The sequence below is a fragment of the Microbacterium terregens genome, from assembly GCF_039534975.1.
Taxonomy (GTDB): domain Bacteria; phylum Actinomycetota; class Actinomycetes; order Actinomycetales; family Microbacteriaceae; genus Microbacterium; species Microbacterium terregens.
In genome coordinates, this window is the sequence record NZ_BAAAWH010000001.1 from 309,437 (window position 1) to 328,433 (window position 18,997).

General features: G+C 70.2%; 20 protein-coding genes. 2 read left to right on the top strand and 18 right to left on the bottom strand.

All coding sequences use genetic code 11. The features are described 5' to 3' along the window. Window positions 1-72: 72 nt before the first annotated feature. From rpsN to ABD655_RS01545, 15 genes are all read right to left on the bottom strand, one after another. Entirely contained in the window at window positions 73-378 is a 306-nt protein-coding gene (gene rpsN, locus ABD655_RS01475) for a 30S ribosomal protein S14 (protein ID WP_257501010.1), read from the bottom strand. A 3-nt stretch (window positions 379-381) separates the two neighbouring features. Further along, entirely contained in the window at window positions 382-552 is a 171-nt protein-coding gene (gene rpmG / locus ABD655_RS01480; protein ID WP_005051772.1) for a 50S ribosomal protein L33, read from the bottom strand. After that, window positions 552-788 carry a 50S ribosomal protein L28 gene (rpmB, locus tag ABD655_RS01485; protein WP_344710947.1) on the bottom strand — a complete coding sequence of 79 codons (237 nt, stop codon included), beginning with the start codon at window positions 786-788 and terminating at the stop codon, window positions 552-554. Before rpmB ends, rpmG begins: the two co-directional genes overlap by 1 nt. 178 nt (window positions 789-966) lie before the next feature. Beyond that, entirely contained in the window at window positions 967-1,662 is a 696-nt protein-coding gene (locus tag ABD655_RS01490; RefSeq protein ID WP_344710950.1) for a DNA-3-methyladenine glycosylase, read from the bottom strand. Then, complete coding sequence (locus tag ABD655_RS01495) at window positions 1,659-3,071, bottom strand: hypothetical protein (RefSeq protein WP_344710953.1); 1,413 nt, start codon at window positions 3,069-3,071, stop codon at window positions 1,659-1,661. Before ABD655_RS01495 ends, ABD655_RS01490 begins: the two co-directional genes overlap by 4 nt. Continuing rightward, window positions 3,061-3,888: a TIGR03943 family putative permease subunit gene (locus tag ABD655_RS01500; RefSeq protein ID WP_425561666.1), complete on the bottom strand. Its 828-nt coding sequence runs from the start codon at window positions 3,886-3,888 to the stop codon at window positions 3,061-3,063. The genes ABD655_RS01495 and ABD655_RS01500 overlap by 11 nt, the downstream gene beginning before the upstream one ends. 25 nt (window positions 3,889-3,913) lie before the next feature. After that, a complete protein-coding gene (locus ABD655_RS01505; protein ID WP_378720996.1) occupies window positions 3,914-4,858 on the bottom strand; it encodes a permease in 945 nt (314 codons plus the stop codon). A gap of 169 nt (window positions 4,859-5,027) precedes the next feature. Then, a complete protein-coding gene (locus tag ABD655_RS01510; protein ID WP_344710955.1) occupies window positions 5,028-5,441 on the bottom strand; it encodes a Fur family transcriptional regulator in 414 nt (137 codons plus the stop codon). Between the two features lie 147 nt (window positions 5,442-5,588). Beyond that, on the bottom strand, window positions 5,589-6,449 hold the full coding sequence (locus ABD655_RS01515; protein WP_344710957.1) for a metal ABC transporter permease: 861 nt from the start codon (window positions 6,447-6,449) through the stop codon (window positions 5,589-5,591). Continuing rightward, the gene (locus ABD655_RS01520; protein ID WP_344710959.1) at window positions 6,446-7,255 is read right to left on the bottom strand and encodes a metal ABC transporter ATP-binding protein; all 810 of its coding nucleotides are present in this window, start codon (window positions 7,253-7,255) and stop codon (window positions 6,446-6,448) included. Before ABD655_RS01520 ends, ABD655_RS01515 begins: the two co-directional genes overlap by 4 nt. Continuing rightward, window positions 7,252-8,232 (bottom strand): metal ABC transporter solute-binding protein, Zn/Mn family, encoded by a 981-nt coding sequence (locus tag ABD655_RS01525; protein ID WP_344710961.1) that lies wholly within the window; start codon window positions 8,230-8,232, stop codon window positions 7,252-7,254. The genes ABD655_RS01520 and ABD655_RS01525 overlap by 4 nt, the downstream gene beginning before the upstream one ends. A gap of 106 nt (window positions 8,233-8,338) precedes the next feature. Then, a complete protein-coding gene (locus ABD655_RS01530; RefSeq protein WP_344710963.1) occupies window positions 8,339-9,709 on the bottom strand; it encodes a dihydrolipoamide acetyltransferase family protein in 1,371 nt (456 codons plus the stop codon). A 27-nt stretch (window positions 9,710-9,736) separates the two neighbouring features. Further along, window positions 9,737-10,762, bottom strand: a complete 1,026-nt coding sequence (locus ABD655_RS01535; protein WP_344710965.1) for an alpha-ketoacid dehydrogenase subunit beta — start codon at window positions 10,760-10,762, stop codon at window positions 9,737-9,739. Then, window positions 10,759-11,904, bottom strand: coding sequence for a thiamine pyrophosphate-dependent enzyme (locus tag ABD655_RS01540; RefSeq protein WP_344710967.1), 1,146 nt, complete (start codon window positions 11,902-11,904; stop codon window positions 10,759-10,761). Before ABD655_RS01540 ends, ABD655_RS01535 begins: the two co-directional genes overlap by 4 nt. Before the next feature lie 4 nt (window positions 11,905-11,908). Then, on the bottom strand, window positions 11,909-13,039 hold the full coding sequence (locus tag ABD655_RS01545; RefSeq protein ID WP_344710969.1) for a histidinol-phosphate transaminase: 1,131 nt from the start codon (window positions 13,037-13,039) through the stop codon (window positions 11,909-11,911). A 353-nt stretch (window positions 13,040-13,392) separates the two neighbouring features. Between ABD655_RS01545 and ABD655_RS01550 the strand changes: the two genes are divergently transcribed. Continuing rightward, on the top strand, window positions 13,393-13,785 hold the full coding sequence (locus tag ABD655_RS01550) for a phage holin family protein (RefSeq protein WP_344710971.1): 393 nt from the start codon (window positions 13,393-13,395) through the stop codon (window positions 13,783-13,785). Here ABD655_RS01550 and ABD655_RS01555 read toward each other — a convergent pair. Both ABD655_RS01555 and ABD655_RS01560 read right to left on the bottom strand, forming a co-directional pair. Beyond that, on the bottom strand, window positions 13,739-15,133 hold the full coding sequence (locus ABD655_RS01555; protein WP_344710973.1) for an alpha/beta hydrolase family protein: 1,395 nt from the start codon (window positions 15,131-15,133) through the stop codon (window positions 13,739-13,741). The genes ABD655_RS01550 and ABD655_RS01555 overlap by 47 nt on opposite strands. After that, entirely contained in the window at window positions 15,130-15,414 is a 285-nt protein-coding gene (locus ABD655_RS01560; protein ID WP_344710975.1) for a hypothetical protein, read from the bottom strand. Before ABD655_RS01560 ends, ABD655_RS01555 begins: the two co-directional genes overlap by 4 nt. A gap of 114 nt (window positions 15,415-15,528) precedes the next feature. Between ABD655_RS01560 and ABD655_RS01565 the strand changes: the two genes are divergently transcribed. Next, a complete protein-coding gene (locus ABD655_RS01565; protein ID WP_344710977.1) occupies window positions 15,529-16,035 on the top strand; it encodes a low molecular weight protein-tyrosine-phosphatase in 507 nt (168 codons plus the stop codon). Here ABD655_RS01565 and ABD655_RS01570 read toward each other — a convergent pair. Continuing rightward, a complete protein-coding gene (locus tag ABD655_RS01570) occupies window positions 15,996-18,776 on the bottom strand; it encodes an ExeM/NucH family extracellular endonuclease (RefSeq protein WP_344710979.1) in 2,781 nt (926 codons plus the stop codon). The two genes, ABD655_RS01565 and ABD655_RS01570, sit on opposite strands and share 40 nt — an antisense overlap. Window positions 18,777-18,997: the final 221 nt, after the last annotated feature.

Sequence of the window (18,997 nt, forward strand, 5' to 3'; positions counted from 1 at the left end):
CCGACATCGGGCCTTGCAACGCGAAGAGGCGGACCCCGTCGGGGTCCGCCTCTTCTTACGTTGTGCTGGTGCTTACCAGGACGACTTGGTCACGCCGGGCAGCTCGCCACGGTGCGCCATGTCACGGAAGCGGACACGCGAGATGCCGAACTTCGTGAGGACACCGCGGGGGCGGCCGTCGATGACGTCGCGGCTGCGCACGCGCACCGGCGAAGCGTTGCGGGGAAGCTTCTGCAGGCCCACGCGGGCGGCCTCGCGCTGCTCGTCGGTCGAGGTCGGGTCGACCAGGGCCTTCTTCAGTTCGGCGCGCTTGGCGGCGTATCGTTCGACGACGACCTTGCGCTGCTCGTTGCGCGCGATCTTGCTCTTCTTAGCCATGGATCAACGCTCCTCTCGGAATTCGACGTGCTTGCGGATGACCGGGTCGTACTTCTTCAGCACGATGCGGTCGGGGTTGTTGCGGCGGTTCTTGCGCGTCACGTAGGTGTACCCCGTGCCCGCAGTCGAACGCAGCTTGATGATCGGACGTACGTCCTGAGCCTTCTTGGCCATTAGAGCTTCACACCCCTCGCCTGCATGTCACGGACGACGGACTCGATGCCGCGGGCGTCGATGACCTTGATGCCCTTGGCCGACACGTTGAGCCGGATGTTACGGCCCAGCGACGGCACGAAATAAGTCTTCTTCTGCACGTTCGGGTCGAAGCGGCGCTTCGTCCGGCGGTGCGAGTGCGAGATGCTGTGACCGAAGCCGGGAACCGCTCCGGTCACCTGGCACACTGCTGCCATGGTTCTACTCCTTAATACCGTGGAACCGGACGGTTCCACCCAAGATCCCTTGTCTGCACCCGCCGGAAAAATGACCCTTGCGGGCCGGGATTCACGGGGAGGATACGAACTGCGTGCTGGAGTGCGCGCAGACAAGGAGTCAGTTTAGCATGGCGCGGCGCGCCTCCTTGCGCGCCGGTCAGGAGTCTCGCGCGCCGCGCCCCCAGCGAAACGCGGACACGGTCGGGTCCCCGGCGATCCAGAAGCGCCAGGGAAAGACGTCCGTCCCGGCGACGCCGGCCACCCCCACCCGCGGGCCGGCGACGACGTCGTGGAGCGGTTCTGTGCGCAGCTCGAGACGGGCCACGGCGCCCGCCCGTTCGACGCCGGTGACCGCATCGATCCCGTCGTGCACCGGATGGCGCAACCCCACCGCATCACCGAATCGCCCGGGTCCGCTGGCCAGCTCGCGGTCTGAGCGCACGACCCCCCGTCGTTCGAGGCGACGCCGGGTTGCGGCATCCCGCCCTTGCAGCACTTCGCCCGCCCGCAGCAGGACTCCACCGGCGACGCCCGGGGGCCCGCACACGACGTTCACACACGAATGGATGCCGTGGCTCAAGTACACGTAGAGGTGACCGGGCTCGCCCCACATGGTGGCGTTCCGGCGGGTGCGTCCCATGCGCGCGTGCGAGCCGGGGTCGGCGATGGCGCCGGTGCCGGCGCCATGGTAGGCCTCGACCTCGGTCAGGCGGACCGCCACCGTATCGCCGTCGACGATGGTCGTCAGCACTCCGCCCAGCAGGCGTGGTGCGACCTCGACGGGCAGTCCCTCGAGCGCGCTGCGCGTCACGGGGAGCAGGGACCCGGGCGCCGGGCGGATCGGATCGGTCATCGCGGCGGCACCTGACACCACGAGATGTCGAAGCCGGAGACGACCACGACCTCGTCGCCGGTCGCGATCTCGACGATCCGCGTCTGGAGCTTCTTGGGAAGCGGAAGCCGGTAGAGGTCGTAGCGATTGGTCACAGCATCCGGAGCCACCACGACGGCGGCGTAGCGGCCGCTCGGCGAGACGCAGGTCTGCAGGGCGACGTCGGTGGAGGGCAGCTCCATCAGCACCGCGGTGCGACCGTCCTCGGTCGCCGCCGCGACGGTGGTGCCGATGGGGATGCCTGCCTCGTCGGTCGGTGAGCCCAACCGGATCGTGCCGCCGCCCGGCACCGGCGTCACCGCACCGAGCAGCCCGAGATCGAGGTCGGCACGGGCGAGTGCGGCCTCGCTCGCGTCGGCCAGATCGATCACGACCATGCCGCCGCCGCGCAGGACGACCGCCTCGGACGATCCGCGCGCGATGCCCTCGATCGCCAGCGCGGTGCCCAGGACGGTGGCGCTCTGCCCCTGCGGATCGGTCAGGAGCAGCGAGCCGTCGAAGGAGAGCAGCAGGATGTTCTCGGTCTCGGGCACGAATCGCCACTCCGCCACCCGCGATTCGGCGCCGGCCACGACGACGGGTGTGGGCGCCGCGTCGGCCGCGCCCTCCTTCAGGGAGGCGGTGAACAGGGCGCTCTCCAGGCCGCCGGTCTCATCCAGATCCGCGTCCGAGAAGGTGTATCCGATCAGCTCGCTGCGATCGGCGCTCTGCAGGTTCGTGACGAACCCCTCCCCGGGAAGGGTCAGCCGGCGCTGCGCACCGCCCTCCAGGTCGGTCACGATCAGGGCGGCCTGGTCGCCGTCGCGCACGGACATCACCAGGTGGCTGGAGGTCGCACGGAAATCCTCGATGTGCTCGTCGCTGAACACGGGCACTGCCTCTTTGCCGGTGAGATCCGTGCGGAAGACGGTGTCGCCGCTCTCGGTGCGCTGCAGGATGAACACTTCGGCCGGCGGCGTGCGGAACGTGTGCGTGAGGGTCGCGCTCGCGCCGCCGCCCAACCCTCTTACGTCCTCGAGATGCACGCGGTATTCCGTGTCGTCATGCAGCGGCAGGCCGAATCGCACGCCGACGCTCCGCCCGGACGTGTCCACCGAGAACGGCACCGCGGGCGAGACCGTCACCTGACCCGCACGGACCGGCTCCAGTGCCTGCGATGTGGTCAGGATCAACCGTGATCCGGATGCCGCGGCTGCCGCAGCCGGATCGACCTGAGCCTGCGACACGCGAGGCCCCTGCGCGACGCCGGCCGCCGCGCCGACCAGCCCCACCGCGCCGAGGACGGCGACGACGACCGCGAACGTCACGACGAACGCGCGGCCGCGCCGCCCGTGGGAGCGTGCGCGGCGGGTGCGGACCTCAGTACTCATACGGGTCCTCGGGCTCGGAGATCGGCTCGACCGCCGCCGCGTCGATCTCGAGGCGTCCGTCGGCGTTGGAGCGCACCGTGCCGGTGACCGTCACCCACTGCCCCGTCTCGGGCGGGGGAACGGATGCCGCAACGCCCACGCTCGCGGTCTGCGCGTCGATGACGCAGTGCGTGATCACCAGGCGCGTCACGTCGAATCCCCCGCGGTCGCCCGGCGTCACGAAGCCGGTGAGGGTGACGGCATCCCCCTCGAACGCGTCCGGGTTCGTCGCCGTCGCGAAGACGGTGGCCCACTCACCGATCCCGAACGAGGACGTGTCGCCCGTCGCGGCCAGGGTGACGGCATCCGCACCGGCGAAGAGCGGCGGTGCGCCGACGTCACGCGCCATCGCGAGCTCGGCCGAGAGCGATGCGGGCGGCAGGACGAGTGTCAGGAGCACGATGCCGGATGCCGCGACCCCGCCGACCGCGGTCGCGGCGAGCGCCGCGGGGTGCGCACGCCGGGTCCCGTGGCGGTGGGCGGTCGTCGTGCGAGCCGACGCGCGGTGCGCGGTCGCCCGGGTCGCGGTCGATGAGCGCACCGGCGAGACGAGTTCGTCGTCCGTGCGCTCGTGCACGTGCGCGTCGCCGTGGTCGTGCCCGTGATCGGCCTCGGCTCCGAGGGGAAGAGCGAAGCTCAGGGCAGTGCCGACGAGCGTCACCACGGCCATCGTCACCGCGAACCAGGCCGATTCCGGGTTGATGTACAGACCCAGGCGTCCCGTCAGCGCCAGCCCGAGCGTGACGACTGCGAGCACCGCCGCCAGGCCCACACCCAACCAGCGGGTGCTCAGAGGTCCCGAGTTACGCAAGAAGGTTCACCACCGTCCCGATCGCGAACGCCGAGAGCACCACGACGACGACGAGCCCCGCGAGAGTGCGGGTCGTGAAGGTCGTGCGCATGAGCGCCAGCATCTTGACGTCCACGAGCGGTCCGACCAGGAGGAACGCGACGATCGAGCCGGGCGTGAAGGTCGAGGCGAACGACAGTGCGAAGAACGAGTCCACGTTGGAGCAGATGGCCACGACCATCGCGAGCGCCATCATGGCCACGATCGACAGCGCCGGGTTCGAGCCGATCGCCAGCAGCGCGTCGCGCGGGATCAGCACCTGCACCGCCCCGGCCAGCGCCGAGCCGATGATCAGGGCCGGCATGACGGCGCGCAGTTCGACGACGAACTGCGCCAGACTGCGTCGTCCCCGGCCGCCGCTCTCCTGCTCGACGAGGTCGCACGTCTCGCGGAATCGATCCGTCAGCAGTGCATCCGGGTTCGGGTGCCGGCTGTAGAGCCACCCGATGAGGTTGGCGATCGCGTATCCGCCGAGAAGGCGCGCGACCAGGATGCCGTCGCTGGATCCGAACGCCTGGTGCGTCGTGATGATCACGATCGGGTTCACGATCGGCGCCGCGATGAGGAACGTGAGCGTCTCGGGGACCGTGAACCCGCGGATCAGCAGACCCCGCGCGAAGGGCACGTTGCCGCACTCGCAGACCGGCACGATCATGCCCAGCAGCGACAGGACGGCGCGACGCGCCCACGCCCGCCGCGGCATCCATCGCTCGATCACTCCGGGCGGCACCCACACCTGGACGACGATCGAGAGCAGCACCCCGAGCGCGACGAACGGCATGGACTCGATGAGCACGCTGATCGCGAGGGTGAGCCCGTCCTGAACGCGCGTGGGAAGGGATGCCGCGAACAGAGCCGGCGCGAAGGCGTCGATCAGGAACAGCGCGGCGATGACCAGCGCGCCGACGGCCACCGCCACGATGGGCTTGCTGGCGCGGGAGCCTTGCAGGGTTCCGCCCGTGCTGGCGCGGGAGCCTTCCGGGGCTCCGCCCCCGACCCCCGGCTTGCTGGCTCGGGAGCCTTCCGGGGCTCCGCCCCGCACCCCCGGCTTGCTGGCGCGCGCCCGGTCAGTCCCCGGCACGATCACGTGCTCTGGCCTGGGAGCACGGCGTGCACAGACCGAAGATGTCCACGACGTGCTCGGCCTCGCTGAACCCGTGCAGCGCGGCCGTGCGGCGCGCCCACTGCTCGACGTCGGTCGCTGCGATCTCGACGGTCAGCCCGCACGAGCGGCAGATGAGGTGGTGGTGGTGCCCTGGGGATGTACACGCCCGGTACAGGCTCTCGCCCTCCGGGCTCTGCAGCGAGTCGGCTTCGCCCTGGGCGGCGAGCCCGGCCAGCGCGCGGTACACGGTGGCCAGGCCGATGCCGGTGTTCTCCTCGCGGAGGGTGGCGTGCAGGCTCTGCGCGCTGACGAAGCCGCTGGCGTCGCCGAGCGCCTCACGCACCCGATCGCGTTGCCATGTGTTGCGCTGAGCCATGTGCCGGATTCTACCGATCGCCCCTGAGCGAGCGGCCGGGGACGGCGGAATCCCGGGCCGCGGCAGCGGTGAGCGTCAAAGAGCGGGGAGAAATCGCCGCGGGAACCGCCGCGACCCCGGGCCCCGGGCCGGTTTCTCCCGGCCGTTTCACGCGGCCCTCGTCACACGGTCGCGCCTGCTGCCGACACCGCGGCACACGAGGTAGATCACGAACGAGATCGTCGTGATGTACGGGCTCACCGGCAGCGTCCCCGCGATCGCGAGGAGGATCCCGCCCACCGCCGACACGAATCCGAAGACCGCCGCCAGCACCGGCACCGCGATCGGCCCCGTGGCGACGCGCATGGCGGCGGCGGCCGGGGTCACCAGCAGCGCCATGACCAGAAGCGCACCGATGATGTGCACGCTGACCGCGACGATCAACCCCAGAAGCAGCATGAAGGTGAACGATACCGCTGTGGTCGGCACCCCGCGCGCCGCCGCGGACTGCGGGTCGAGGGAGTCGAAGCGCAGCGGACGCCAGATGAGCAGCATGCCGAGCAGCACGACCGCGCTGATGGCGATGAGCCAGCCCAGCTGCCCGCTCTGCACCGACACGATCTGACCGGTCAGCAGACTGAACCGGTTGGCACTGCGACCGTCGTACAGAGAGAGGAACAGGATGCCGAGGCCGAGGCCGAACGGCATCAGGACGCCGATGATCGAGTTGCGGTCGCGGGCGCGCGCACCCAGGACGCCGATGATCGCCGCGGCGATGAGCGAGCCGACGATCGAGCCGGTCACCACGTCGAAGCCCACCAGCAGAGCGAACGCTGCACCGGCGAAGGACAGCTCGCTGATGCCGTGCACGGCGAACGCCATGTCCCGCTGCATCACGAACACGCCCACGAGCCCGCCGACCAGGCCGAGCACGGCGCCGGCGATGACCGAATTGGACACCAGCACGAGGATCTCGCCGTAGTCGGCGAGGCCGCCGAACATGGCGTCGGCGATGTCGGGCCAGTTCACTCGTGGACCTCGTCGTGGTGGTGGTGGTGGGACTCCTCGGCATCCGGAGCGCCGACCACGACCAGCCGGTCACCGGCGCGCAGGACGAAGACCTCCGCGCCGTACAGCTCGGTCAGCACGCTGGAGCGGAGCACTTCGTCGGGCGCTCCGAGCGTGAACCGCCCGTTGGCGATGTACAGGATGCGGTCGACCTTGCCCAGCAGCGGGTTGATGTCGTGCGTGACCAGCAGCACCGCGGCACCGTTCTGCTTGCGGTGCCGGTCGATGAGACCGACGACGGCTTGCTGATTGGCCAGGTCCAGGCTCGTCAGGGGCTCGTCGCAGAGAAGGAGGCGCGGCTCATCGGCGAGCGCCTGGCCGACCCGCAACCGCTGCTGCTCGCCTCCGGAGAGGAGCCCCACGGGACGATCGGCGAACTCGCCGGCGCCGACGGCATCGATCAGACTCTCCACCCGCGCCCGGTCACTGCGGCGAGGGAACGGCAGCCCGAACCGGTGACCGTTCACCCCCAGGGCGACGAGATCACGACCGCGCAGCGCTGCGTCACGGGGCAGCGGCCGCTGCTGCGGAATGTAGCCGATACGGCGGTTGCCGCGCCCTCGCACGTCCTCGCCGAGCGCTTGGATGCTTCCGGAGCTGAGCCGATCGAGGCCGAGGATCGCGCGCAGGAGCGTGGTCTTGCCCGATCCGCTCGGACCAAGGACCGCGATCAGCTCGCCGGGATCGACGGTCAGATCGAGTCCGCTCCACAGTTCGCGGCTCCCGCGGCGCAGCGCGGCGTCGCGGATCTGCAGCGGCGCGGTCACGGGTGCAGCGCGCCCGCCAGCGCCTCGATGTTCGCCTTCATCCACGAGAGGTAAGTCTGGCGGTCGGGGAGCGTTTCGGAGAACTCGATGACCGGGATCGACAGCGAGTCGGCTTCGGAGATGACCTCGGTGGTCTCGGCGCCGCCGGTCTGCGAGTTCGCGATGAGGATGCGCACATCGCCGGAGCGCAACAGCTTGAGGGATTCCAGGAGGGTCGAGGGGGCGACATCCTGTCCTTCCTCGACCGCCTCGGTGAAGGCCTCGGGAGCGACGTTCACGAGGCCCGCCGCCTCCACGAGCGAGAGCGCCACGGGCTCGGTGAGGAAGACGTCGGCGCCTGCGGCGTCGGTGGCGATCGCGGCGAGCGACGCTTCGAGGTCGGCGATGCCCGCCGCGAACGAGGTCACCCGCGCCTCGATCGCCGACGTCTCCGCCGGCACGAGCGCCGACAGCTCCGCGGCGATCCCCTCGGCCACGTGCTGGACCGTGTGCGGGTCGTACCAGACGTGCTCGTTGAAGCCCTCCACGTGCTCGTGATCTCCGTGCTCGTGATCGCCCTCGGCCTCCGAGCCCGCGGCCTCGTCGTCGTGGCCCGCGTTCTCCGGCCAGTCGGGCGAGAACTCGGCGGCCGTGATCACCGGCGCCTTCGACCCGCTCGCTTCGATGAGGGCGTCCAGGAACGGGTCGTATCCGCCGCCGTTCTCGATGATCAGATCGGCACGTTGCACGGCGAGCTGGTCGCGCGCGCTGGGCTCGAAGGAGTGCGGGTCCTGCGCCGTCGAGGACACGATCGCGGTCGCGTCCACGAGGTCGCCGCCGACCTCCGCGGCGATCTGCGCGTAGACGTTCGTCGAGGCCACAACGTGAATGCGCCCGTCATCCGGCTCCTCGGCATTCGCGGATGCGCAGCCCGCGAGGGCGAGAGCGCCCGCCAGGCCGAGGGCGAACAGCGCGAAGGGGCGGTTTCTGCGAGGCATAACCTCCACCCTAAGGCTATTGATAATCATTCTCAACCGAGGCCCGCGGGTCCGGGAGTCATGAGGGGAGCAGGCTGCCGCCGCACTCACCGGGCGCGCACGTCGCTCAATCCAACAGCAGCGCGGGCTCCTCGAGGATCGCGGCGATGTCCGCGATGAAGCGTGAAACGCCGTCACCGTCCACGACGCGATGGTCGAACGATCCCGACACCGTGGTGACCCAACGGGGGCGGACCTCTCCATCGACGACCCACGGCTTCTGACGGATCGTGCCGAGCGCAACGATCCCGACTTCGCCCGGGTTGATGATCGGCGTACCGGCATCCATCCCGAACACACCGATGTTCGTGATCGTGATCGTGCCGCCGGTCTGGTCTGCCGGTGTGGACTTGCCCTCGCGCGCCGTCACGGTCAGCTTCTCCAGCGCGCGGGCGAGATCACGCATGTTGAGTTCTTGCGCGTCCTTGATGTTCGGCACCAGCAGCCCTCGCGGGGTGGCGGCGGCGATGCCGAGGTTCACGTAGTGACGCACGCGGATCTGCGCCCCGCCGCCCTCGGCGTCGTCGACCCAGGCGGCATTGACCATCGGCGTGCGCCGGACCGCCCAGATCACCGCACGGGCCATGATCAGCAGGGGCGAGACCTTGATGTCCGCGAAGTCCGGTGAGGCCTTCAGGCGCTTCACCAGCTCCATCGTGCGACTCGCGTCCACATCCGTCCAGACCGATACGTGCGGTGCCGTGTACGCGCTGCGCACCATGCCACTGGCCACCGCCTTGCGCACCCCGCGCACGGGGATGGACTCCTCGCGGCCCGCGGCATCCACTGCCGGTGCCGAGGCAGCGGGCGCCGCCGGCGCGACCGGGGCGGTGCCGACGGGGATCGTCTCCTCGCGCACCGCACCCCACTCCGGAGTCTCGATGTTGCGGAACACGCTTGCCTGCGACGCCTGCTTCATGACGTCGTCGCGCGTCACCTCGCCGGCCGAGCCGCTGGGTGCGACGTCGGCGAGATCGACGTTCAGGTCGCGCGCCAGCTTGCGGATCGGCGGCTTGGCGATGACACCGACCGATCCCCGGACGGCTGCTGAGCCCGCCGCGGCATCGGCCGGCTTGCGCCGACGCGACTGCACGTGGCCCGCGCTGCCGTAGCCGACAAGCACGGCACCCCCGGCATCGGCTTCGTGCGGTTCGCCGTGCTCGCTCTGGCCCGCCGTCGCGGGTGGTGCTGAGTCGTCGGCGCTCGCGATGGTGATGATCGCCGCACCGACGGCGATCGTGTCGCCCTCGGCCACGAGGAGGTCTCCGACGACTCCGGCGAACGGGGAGGGCAGTTCGACCAGGGACTTGGCGGTCTCGATCTCGACCAGGACGTCATTGACGGCGACCGCATCACCGGGAGAGACCCGCCACGACACGATCTCGGCCTCGGTGAGCCCCTCGCCGACGTCGGGGAGGAGGAACGTCTGTGTGCTCATCCGGTGTCCTTTCGGAACATCGTCGGGTCAATACGCCAGAGTGCGGTCGACTGCTTCGAGGATGCGGTCGGCGTCCGGGAGGAAGGTTCCTTCGAGCTTTGCCGGAGGGAACGGCGTGTCGAAGCCGGACACGCGCAGCACGGGCGCCTCGAGCGCGTAGAACGCCTTCTCCATGACCGTAGCCGAGACCTCGCTGCCGAGGCTGCTGAAGCCCGGGGCTTCCTGCGCGTAGACCATCCGCCCGGTGCGACGCACCGAGTCCAGGATGGGGCCGTAGTCGACGGGCGAGAGCGAGCGCAGGTCGATCACTTCGCAGCTGGTCCCCTCGGGCTCCGCGAGCGCCGCCGCCTGCAGCAGTGTCGCGACCATGGCGCCGTGACCGACCAGCGTGACATCGGTGCCGCGCCGCACCAGGCGGCTGGCATGCAGAGGGAGAGCTCGGGCCGAAGCATCCACCTCACCCTTCTGCCAGTACCGGCTCTTGGGTTCGAGGAAGATCACCGGGTCCGTCGAGGTGATGGCGTCCTGGATCATCCAGTAGGCGTCGTTGGGCGTCGAGGGGCTCACCACGCGCAGTCCCGGCGTGTGGGTGAAGTACACCTCGGGGCTCTCCTGGTGGTGCTCGACGGCGCCGATGTGGCCGCCGTAGGGGATGCGGATCACCACCGGCATGCTCAGTGCGCCTTCGTGCCGGTTCGTGATCTTGGCCAGCTGCGACGTGATCTGGTCGAAGGCCGGGAACACGAAGCCGTCGAACTGGATCTCGCAGACGGGCCGGAATCCGGCCATCGCGAGTCCGATCGCCGTTCCGACGATGCCGGACTCGGCCAGCGGCGTGTCGAGCACCCGACGGTCGCCGAACTCGGCCTGCAGGCCCTCGGTGACGCGGAAGACGCCGCCCAGTCGCCCGATGTCCTCGCCCATCAGAATCACGCGGTCGCTCTCGGTCATCGCCCGGCGCAGTCCCGCGTTGAGCGCTCGGCTGAACGGCAGCGTCTCGATCGAAGTCGGTGCGGGGACGGCGGCCGTCGGCGATGCCTTGAGGTCGGTCATGACGCCTCCTCCTCGAACGATGCCTCGTAGCGGGCGAGCCACGCGCGCTGCTCGTCGATGAGGGGATGCGGTTCGCTGTAGACGTGGTCGAACATGAGATCGGCGGGTACGCCGCCGAGCGCACCGGTGCGAACCCGGGCGTCCTCGGCGACGGCGGCCGCCTCGGCCTCGACGGCGGCGAAGAACGTGTCCGGCGCTCCGCGACCACGGAGGTACGCGCGCATCCGCGCGATCGGGTCGCGGCGGGCCCAGGACTGCTCCTCGTCCGAGGTGCGGTACTTGGTGGGATCGTCGCTGGTGGTGTGCGCGCCCATCCGGTACGTCAGGGCCTCGATCGCGCGGGGGCCGGCACCGGCCCGCGCCTCGTCGAGGGCGACGCGCGTGACCGCGTAGCTGGCCAGCACGTCGTTGCCGTCGACCGGGATGCTCGGGATGCCGTACCCGGTGCCGCGCAGGTACAGCGGTGACCGCGACTGGGTCGCGACGGGAACCGAGATGGCCCACTGGTTGTTCTGCAGGAAGAACACCTCGGGGGTGCGGTAGCTCGCCGCGAACACCATCGCCTCGTGCACGTCACCCTGGCTGGAGGCGCCGTCGCCGTAGTAGACGATGACAGCCTGGTCGGTCTCGGGATCCCCGGTGCCGGACCTGCCGTCGAAGGTCAGTCCCATGGCCAGGCCGGTCGCGTGCAGGGTCTGGGACCCGAGGACCAGCGTGTAGATGTGCGTGTTGCCGTTCTTCGGGTCGTACGGGTCCCAGCCGCCGTGGGTCAGGCCGCGCATCACGCGGATGATGTCCACCGGGTCCACCCCGCGGATCATGGCGACCACGTGCTCGCGGTACGAGGGGAAGAGGTGGTCCTGACGGCGCGCGGCGCGGGCCGAGCCGACCTGTGCGGCCTCCTGGCCGAAGCTCGGCGGCCACAGGGCGAGCTGGCCCTGCCGCTGCAGGTTCGTGGCCTGCTGGTCGAAGGCGCGCACCACGAACATGTCGCGGTAGAAGCCTTCGAGCTCGGCATCCGGCAGGGCGTCGATGATCTCGAGATACGGTTCCGCGGCCGGAGTCGGCGCGACCGACCCGTCCGCAGCGAGCACACGGACAAGCTCCGGTGCGTCGGCAGGCGCGTTCTGGGGCGGAGTCACCGTTCTACGCTAGTCCGCGGCCAGGATGGGCCTCTGGGAGGTCCTTCACAACGGATGCCGCGATCGATAGGACCTTCTCGACAGAGTCCTCTTCGCCGACGCTGATCCGCAGACCCTCTCCGGCGAACGGCCGCACGATCAGCCCCGCGGCATCGAACGCGGCCGCGATCTGCATCGTCTCGGCTCCACCGGGCAGCCAGACGAAGTTGCCCTGCGCGTCGGGGACACGCCATCCCGTCTCACGAAGCGCCGCGGCCAGCGCGTCCCGCCGCGCGGCGATGGTCCGCACACGTTCGAGCAGCGCATCCTCCGCATCCAGGCTGGCGAGCGCGGCGACCTCGGCCTGCGCCGTGACCGACAGCGGGATGCTGGTGCTGCGCGCCGCATCGAGGATGCGCGGGTGGCCGATCGCATAGCCGACGCGCAGACCCGCCAGGCCGAAGGCCTTGGAGAACGTGCGCAGCGCCACCACGTTCGGGTGCCCCTGCGTGCCGAGCACCCGCAACCCGTCGACGGCGTCCGGGTCGGTGATGAATTCGGCATATGCCTCATCGAGAATGACCAGGACGTCCCGCGGGACGAGGGCGAGGAACGCGTCGAACTCGGCCTGCGTGACGATCGGGCCGGTGGGGTTGTTCGGGCTGCAGACGATGATCGCCCGTGTGCGCGGTGTGACCGCGGCCGCCATCGCCGGAAGGTCGTGGCGGGCATCGTCGGTGAGCGGTACCTGCACCGGTGTGGCACCGGCGACGATCGCAAGCCACGGGTACGCCTCGAACGAGCGCCACGCGAAGATCACCTCGTCACCGGGTCCCGAGGTGGCCAGCACCAGCTGCGTGAGGATCGAGACGCTGCCGGCCCCCACGTGAACCGACGACTGCTCGACGCCGAACCGCTCGGCCAGGCGTTCGCGCAGCCGCCCGGCGGTCGCGTCCGGATAGCGGTTCAGCGCGGTCGCGGCGTGCACCGCCTCGAGCACCCCGGGAAGGGGGTCGAACGGGTTCTCGTTGCTGGACAGCTTGAACGCGTCCGCGCCGGCCTGTTTGCCCTGCTGGTAGGCCGGCAGGGCGGCGATCTCGGGCCGGACCCGGACGGGAATCTGCGCGGCGTCGTCAGGAAGCGGAGCATCGGTCACCCTGTCGAGTCTATGGGCGCGCGTCAGCGGGCCGGGGGTGTGGGGCGGGGCCCCACAGAGCACCGCGCGTCAGCGGGCCGGGGGTGTGGGGCGGGGCCCCGCAAAGCACCGCGCGTCAGCGGGCCGGGGGTGTGGGGCAGGGCCCCACAGAGCACCGCGCGTCAGCGGGCCGGGGGTGTGGGGCAGGGCCCCACAAAGCACCACGCGTCAGCGGGCCGGGGGTGTGGGGCGGGGCCCCACGGGGTGCAGCATCCCTCTCTCCCGTCTGTTCGCTTGCCCTGGATGTACGCCCGATGCACGCTTTCGCGTACATCTAGGGCAAGCGAACGGGGCGCATGGCAGACTGACGACCTATGGGCTTCCTCATCCGTGTCGTCGTCAACGCGTTCGCCATCTGGGTCGTCACACTGATCCCCGCGCTGATGGTCTCGGTCATCCCGTTCCCGCCGGGAGAGACCCTGCAGTTCGTCCTCACGCTGCTGATCGTGGCCGCGATCTTCGCTCTGGTGAACACGATCATCGGCACGGTCATCAAGATCCTCGCGTTCCCGATCTACATCCTCACGCTGGGTCTGATCGGGCTCATCATCAACGCGTTCCTGCTGTGGCTGACCGCGTGGATCACCAGCTTCTGGAGCTGGGGGCTTCGTGTCGAGGACTTCTGGTGGGGCGTGCTGGCCGCGATCATCATCTCGCTCATCAACTGGATCTTCGGGATAATCCTGCGTCCGAAGAAGAAGGACTGACCGCGGCCTCAGGCGCGGGTCCCCGCCGGGGCTCCGGGAGCGCGACAACCCGTTCGGCCGCGTATTCGGTGACCTCGACGGATGCCGCGGCTCCGAGATCCTCGAACACCTGCCGCACCGCGGCCATGCGGGAATCGGCGGAGGCGTCCAGCATCCGCGCCGTCTCGGTGTAGCTCTCGAGAGCGTGCGCGGGCAGTCCGAGGTCGTGCAGGCCGGCACGCGGGTCGGCCGTTCGCTCCGCGATGAAGCTGCCGGCCGCGCCGACGGCGCCCGGGTGACCGCCGCCCGTCAGTGCCGCCACCGGGTCGTCCACGTGACGCACCGAGACGCTGAGCGTGCCGTCGCCGACGTCGGCCTCGACCGGCGAGCCGAACGTGACGAGGGTCTGCGTGTCGTACCCGCCCTCGAGGGCCAGGTGGGCGGCGACCATGGCGCCCTGGGAATGGCCGAAGGCGTGCACGACGTCGCCGGGCCGCGCGCCGGCCTGCCGCAGCGCGATCTCGGTCGCGTCGTACGACGCCGAGCGCGAGCCCGTGTACAGCTCGACGTTGGAGTCCATGTCGAACGGTTCCGTCGTGCGGGCTGCGATCGTCTGGGTGCCGGCGACGTAGACCGCGAACCGGCTCGAGCCGTCCGGCATCGAGTACCGCTCCACCCGGACCCGCGCATCCCCTCCGGTCGGGATCCGTTCCGCCGCGGCGGCGAGAGTGGTCGGAGCCGCTGTTGTCGTGCGCGGCCCGACGGGCGCGACGACCAGGTCGCCGGGGTGGCCGCGCAGACGCGCCGTCGCCGGCACGGATCCCGCGCCGAGGGTGCCGACGGCGCGCAGCAGCGCCCACGTCGTCGGCATCGCGAGCAGCGGGAAGCCGGGGGTCACCCACCACAGCGCACCCGGAGCCTGGCGCGCCAGTTCGCCCGGCCAACCGACCCAGTGCCCGATGGCGCCGAGGCTCGCCTGGGCCGGGGCGTCCGGGTACTCGAGGGCGAGCGCGGCGAGCCGGGAGTCGATGCGCCGGACGGCGCCGGCATCGCCCGCGGCGTCGGCGGCCGCGCGCTCGGCCTGCAGTTCGACGATCTCGTAGACCGCGGCCGCCCCGCGCAGCGCCCCGATCAGCTCGCCCGCGGTCCCCACGACCTCACGGATCCGTGTGCACGCGCACGACATCGTGTACGCGACATCCCACAGGGCACGGGTCGTTGCTGCGAGGTGCGTGGACGCCGAACCGATCTGGCCGACGATGTCCTCGAGGTCTCCGGCGAGGCGTTCGAATCCGTCCGCCGCCGCGCGGAGCGTCGCGGTATCCACCGCCACGACTCCGCCGCCGCGGATGTCCAATCCATCGCTCACAGCCCGTGCCGCCACGCGTGCGCTTCCATCCGTGCGCGCGCCAGGTCCAGGTCCTCGCGCGCGTCCTCCACGATCGGGACGAGCGCCGCCACATCCCGCCGCCACGTCTCGGCCGTCGTATGGAACGCCGTCGCGGCATCCGTCCGCCAATCGGTCTGCTCCGCCAGGCCTGCCGAGCGAGCGGACACCTCGAGCAGACGCCCGATCAACTCGTCGAGATGTCGCCGGACGAGGGCCAGCACGTCCAGGGTCTCCGTCGTGGGGTCGGATGGGGTCGACATCCCTCCACCCTCCCGGACGCCGGGCCGCGAGGACCCGCGTACTGCACCGGCAGAGGACAACCGAGATCGGGCGCGCGTTGTGCAGGAGCGGTCCGGCCGACGCACAATGTATCCATGACTGCGAGCGCGCTGGAGCCGTTTCGCGTCGTCTTCGTGTGCACCGGCAACATCTGTCGATCACCCATGGCCGACGTGGTGCTGCGCTGGTTCGCGGATGCCGGCAGCCTGGGCGACCGCGTGAGCTCGACGAGCGCCGGCACCGGCGACTGGCACGTCGGGGAACGCGCGGATCAGCGCACGCTCGACGCGCTGGAGCGTCGCGGGTACGACGGGACGCGGCATCGCGCGCGTCAGTTCACCCACGCCGACTTCGCGCGCAACGACCTCGTCGTGGCGCTGGATAGAAGCCATGAGCGCATCCTGCACGGCTGGGCGCGTTCGGAGGCGGACTCGGACAAGATCGCGCTGCTGATGTCCTTCGACTCGTCCGCACCCACCCTCGACGTTCCGGATCCGTATTATGCCGGCCCGGGCATGTTCGATGACGTCCTGGTCATGATCGAGAACGCGAGCCGCGCGCTCTACCGGCAGATCGAACCCGCGGTCCGCTCCACGATCTGACAGATGTAGGCCAGCAGACGTCTCGGCGTCGGTTCCACGGACACCGTGTCGGTCGCGGTCGCGGTGTTGCCCGCGGCATCCTTCGCCTCGTACGTGAAGGTGTACTTCGCGCCGACCACCGCCTTCACCGAGAAGCTCCGGTCGGTAAGCTGGCGCACGATCGCCTTCTTGTTTCCGCTCGCCGCGGCGGACAGGAGCCGAACGGTGACCTCGCCTCTCTCGTCAGCCGCGTCCACGGTCAGCGTCACCGTGCGCGTCTTGCCGTTGGGGGGAAAGAGGAAGGCCGGATCCGCGGTCACGGTGAGCGTCGGCGGGATCGTGTCCGGTGGTGTCAGGTCCAGGCCGACGATCACCGGGTCGTGGTCGCTGGAGCGGTAGGGGTCCGGCGCGAACAGCGCATCCTGCGCGGGTGCCTTGAAGGACATGTCGTAGTCGATCAGGCTCGGCTCGTCCGCGTTGATGTGCCATGCGGCCGCTCCGGTCACATCGCCCGCCAGAGCCGGGCCGGCGAGCGCGTAGTCGAGGTAGCCGAGCTGTCCGTCGAACACGTAGGAGTAGGCGTTCTCGCCCTGGTACTGCGCGAGCAGGTCGGTGAACCCGCCCGCGAGGAGCTCCGCGATCGGCGCCTCCTTGTCGTAGGAGTTCAGGTCTCCGATGATCAGCTCGTGCCCGGCGCCCTGTCCGGTCGGGTCGGTCGCCAACCAGTCGCTGAGGGCGGCGGCGGCCTGCGTCCGCGTGATGTTGCAGTTGCCCGCGCCGTCGCCCGTGTCGGGGTCGCCCACGGCGTTGCAGTCGGAGCCCTTCGACTTGAGGTGGTTCACCACGACCGTGACCTTGCCTCCGTCTGCGTCGGCGAACGTCTGGGTCAGGCCCGGCCGGTTGTAATCATCCAGCCAGCGCGCGTCCTTGTCTTGAGCCATGAGTGCGAAGTTCCCGACCGGCGTGACGGAGGCCGGCTTGTAGATGAGCGCCGTGGTGATCACATCGGTGCCGATCGGGCCGGTTTCGATGTAGTCGTACACGTCCCCGTGAAGGTGATCGTTCAGCGCTGTGGTCAGGGCGGCGAGCGCGGTTCCGTTGTTCTCGATCTCGATCAGGCCGAACACGTCGGCGTCGATCTCAGCGAGAGCGGCGACGATCTTGGCCTGCTGACGCTCGAACTCCGCCTCGTCGTTCGCTCCGCGGGCGTCCGGTCCCGTCAGGGTGGTGAAGTAGTTGAGCACGTTGAAGCTGGACACCGTGAGATCGCCGCCGACGTCCGGGGTCGCGGTGCGCGCGTTCACGGACGCGTAGTCGGCGCCCTCGGTCGGCTGAATCGCCCACGTGTCGGACCGGTAGTCCAGGACGCCGGTCGCGTTGGTGACGAGATCTCCACCGCGGAACGTGTTCTCCAGCGTGAACGCTTCGCCGTTGGGGTGGATGGCGGGATCCGGATTCTGTGCGCTGCGACCGTCATCGATCGTGATCCGCTCGGCGAGGTTCCGCTGCGCCAGGGCGGTCGCCTCGGCCGACCCCGGAGAGAACACCGCCGTCGGTGTCATCTGACGGTCCAGCCCCACGTCGATGGTGCCGTACCGCCCGTACTCGAAGTACTCGAGGACCGTGAGGCTCTGGGGGAGCGTCACGTACATGCTCTCTACTGCTTCGCGCTGCTCTGTGCTCGCCGGCAGCGTCAACGGCACGGCATCCGGCAGCGCGGCGCCGGTCGCACACACCTCGACGTCAGCGGCGTCGATCCTGGTCAGCTCCACGGCTGCCCCTCCGCTGCCGGATTCGCTCACCGGGCCGGCGACGTTGACGATGGCGCCCACCGCGACGTCCGTCCCGGTGGGCGCGGAGACGAAGATGCCGTCCGAGGTCGCGGAGTCGCCGTCCCCGGCATCCTGAAGGTAGTAGCCGCCGAACCCGCCGGCGGCTTGGAAATCGCCGACCACCGTGCCTTCGATGCGCACCGTCGACCCGGCAACCGGCGAGAGCGCGCCACTGCCCTGTACCGACCCGATCGTGACCACTTCGAGTTCGCATCCCGCCTCGCCGGCAGGAGGACCGACCGGCGGCGCGGTCAGCGAGTTGGCGGCACCGGGCGTGTTGGCGGCCTCACCCGCCACGAGCGTGCCCGCATTGCCCGGGATGCCGGCAAGGTCGAAGTCGTTGCGCACCCAGTCGCCGACGAGGTCGGTATCGGTGCCGTCGGGGATGCGCGAGGCCGCGCCGGGCGCGAACGGCAAGCCGTCGTACGAGACCCCGAGGGCCACGCCGCCGTACGTCAGATCGCCCGCGCCGCCGTCGTTGACCGCGACGGCGTCGACCACCGAGAACCCGAGGCCGTCGTCGATGACCCCATCGTCGTTCGCATCGATGTCCGATCCCGCGGCCGGGATCGTCCCCGTGATCAGCAGAAGGCTGATCGTGCCGTTCTCGAGCGCGTTGGCGGCGAGGGTGGCGAGCGAGCGACCGGATGCGTCCGGTGCCGCGAAGGAGATGACCTCATCGACCACGCCGAAGGCCGGCACGGATCCGCCGGCGTCGCCCTCGATCTCGAGGACGCGCACGCCGGACAGATCGGTGGCCGGTGCGGCCAGCAGTTCCACATACTCGACGTCGGTGCCGGTCGTACTGGCCGAGAACTCGTTGATCACGGGCGCGCCATCGGCAGCCACCGCGGGGGAAGTCATCCCCGACAGTCCGGCGACCAGCGCGACGGTGAGGATGGATGCCGGAAAAACGGGGGGACGGCGCACGGCGCACTCCGATCTAGGGGGGTCGTCGGAAGTTCCCGGCCAGGCTATGCGAAACCCCCGACAGGCAACACCCCACCCGCCGACCCTCCCGCGCGCCGCACCGGGTGGTGGCGGTGCACCGCGGTCCCGTCGGGCAAGGGACGCGTGGCGGCCGCTCGGTATGATCGGACTGCACGCCGGGTGCTCTGCCCGGCAGTCCTCACCCCGCGATCCGCCCCCGC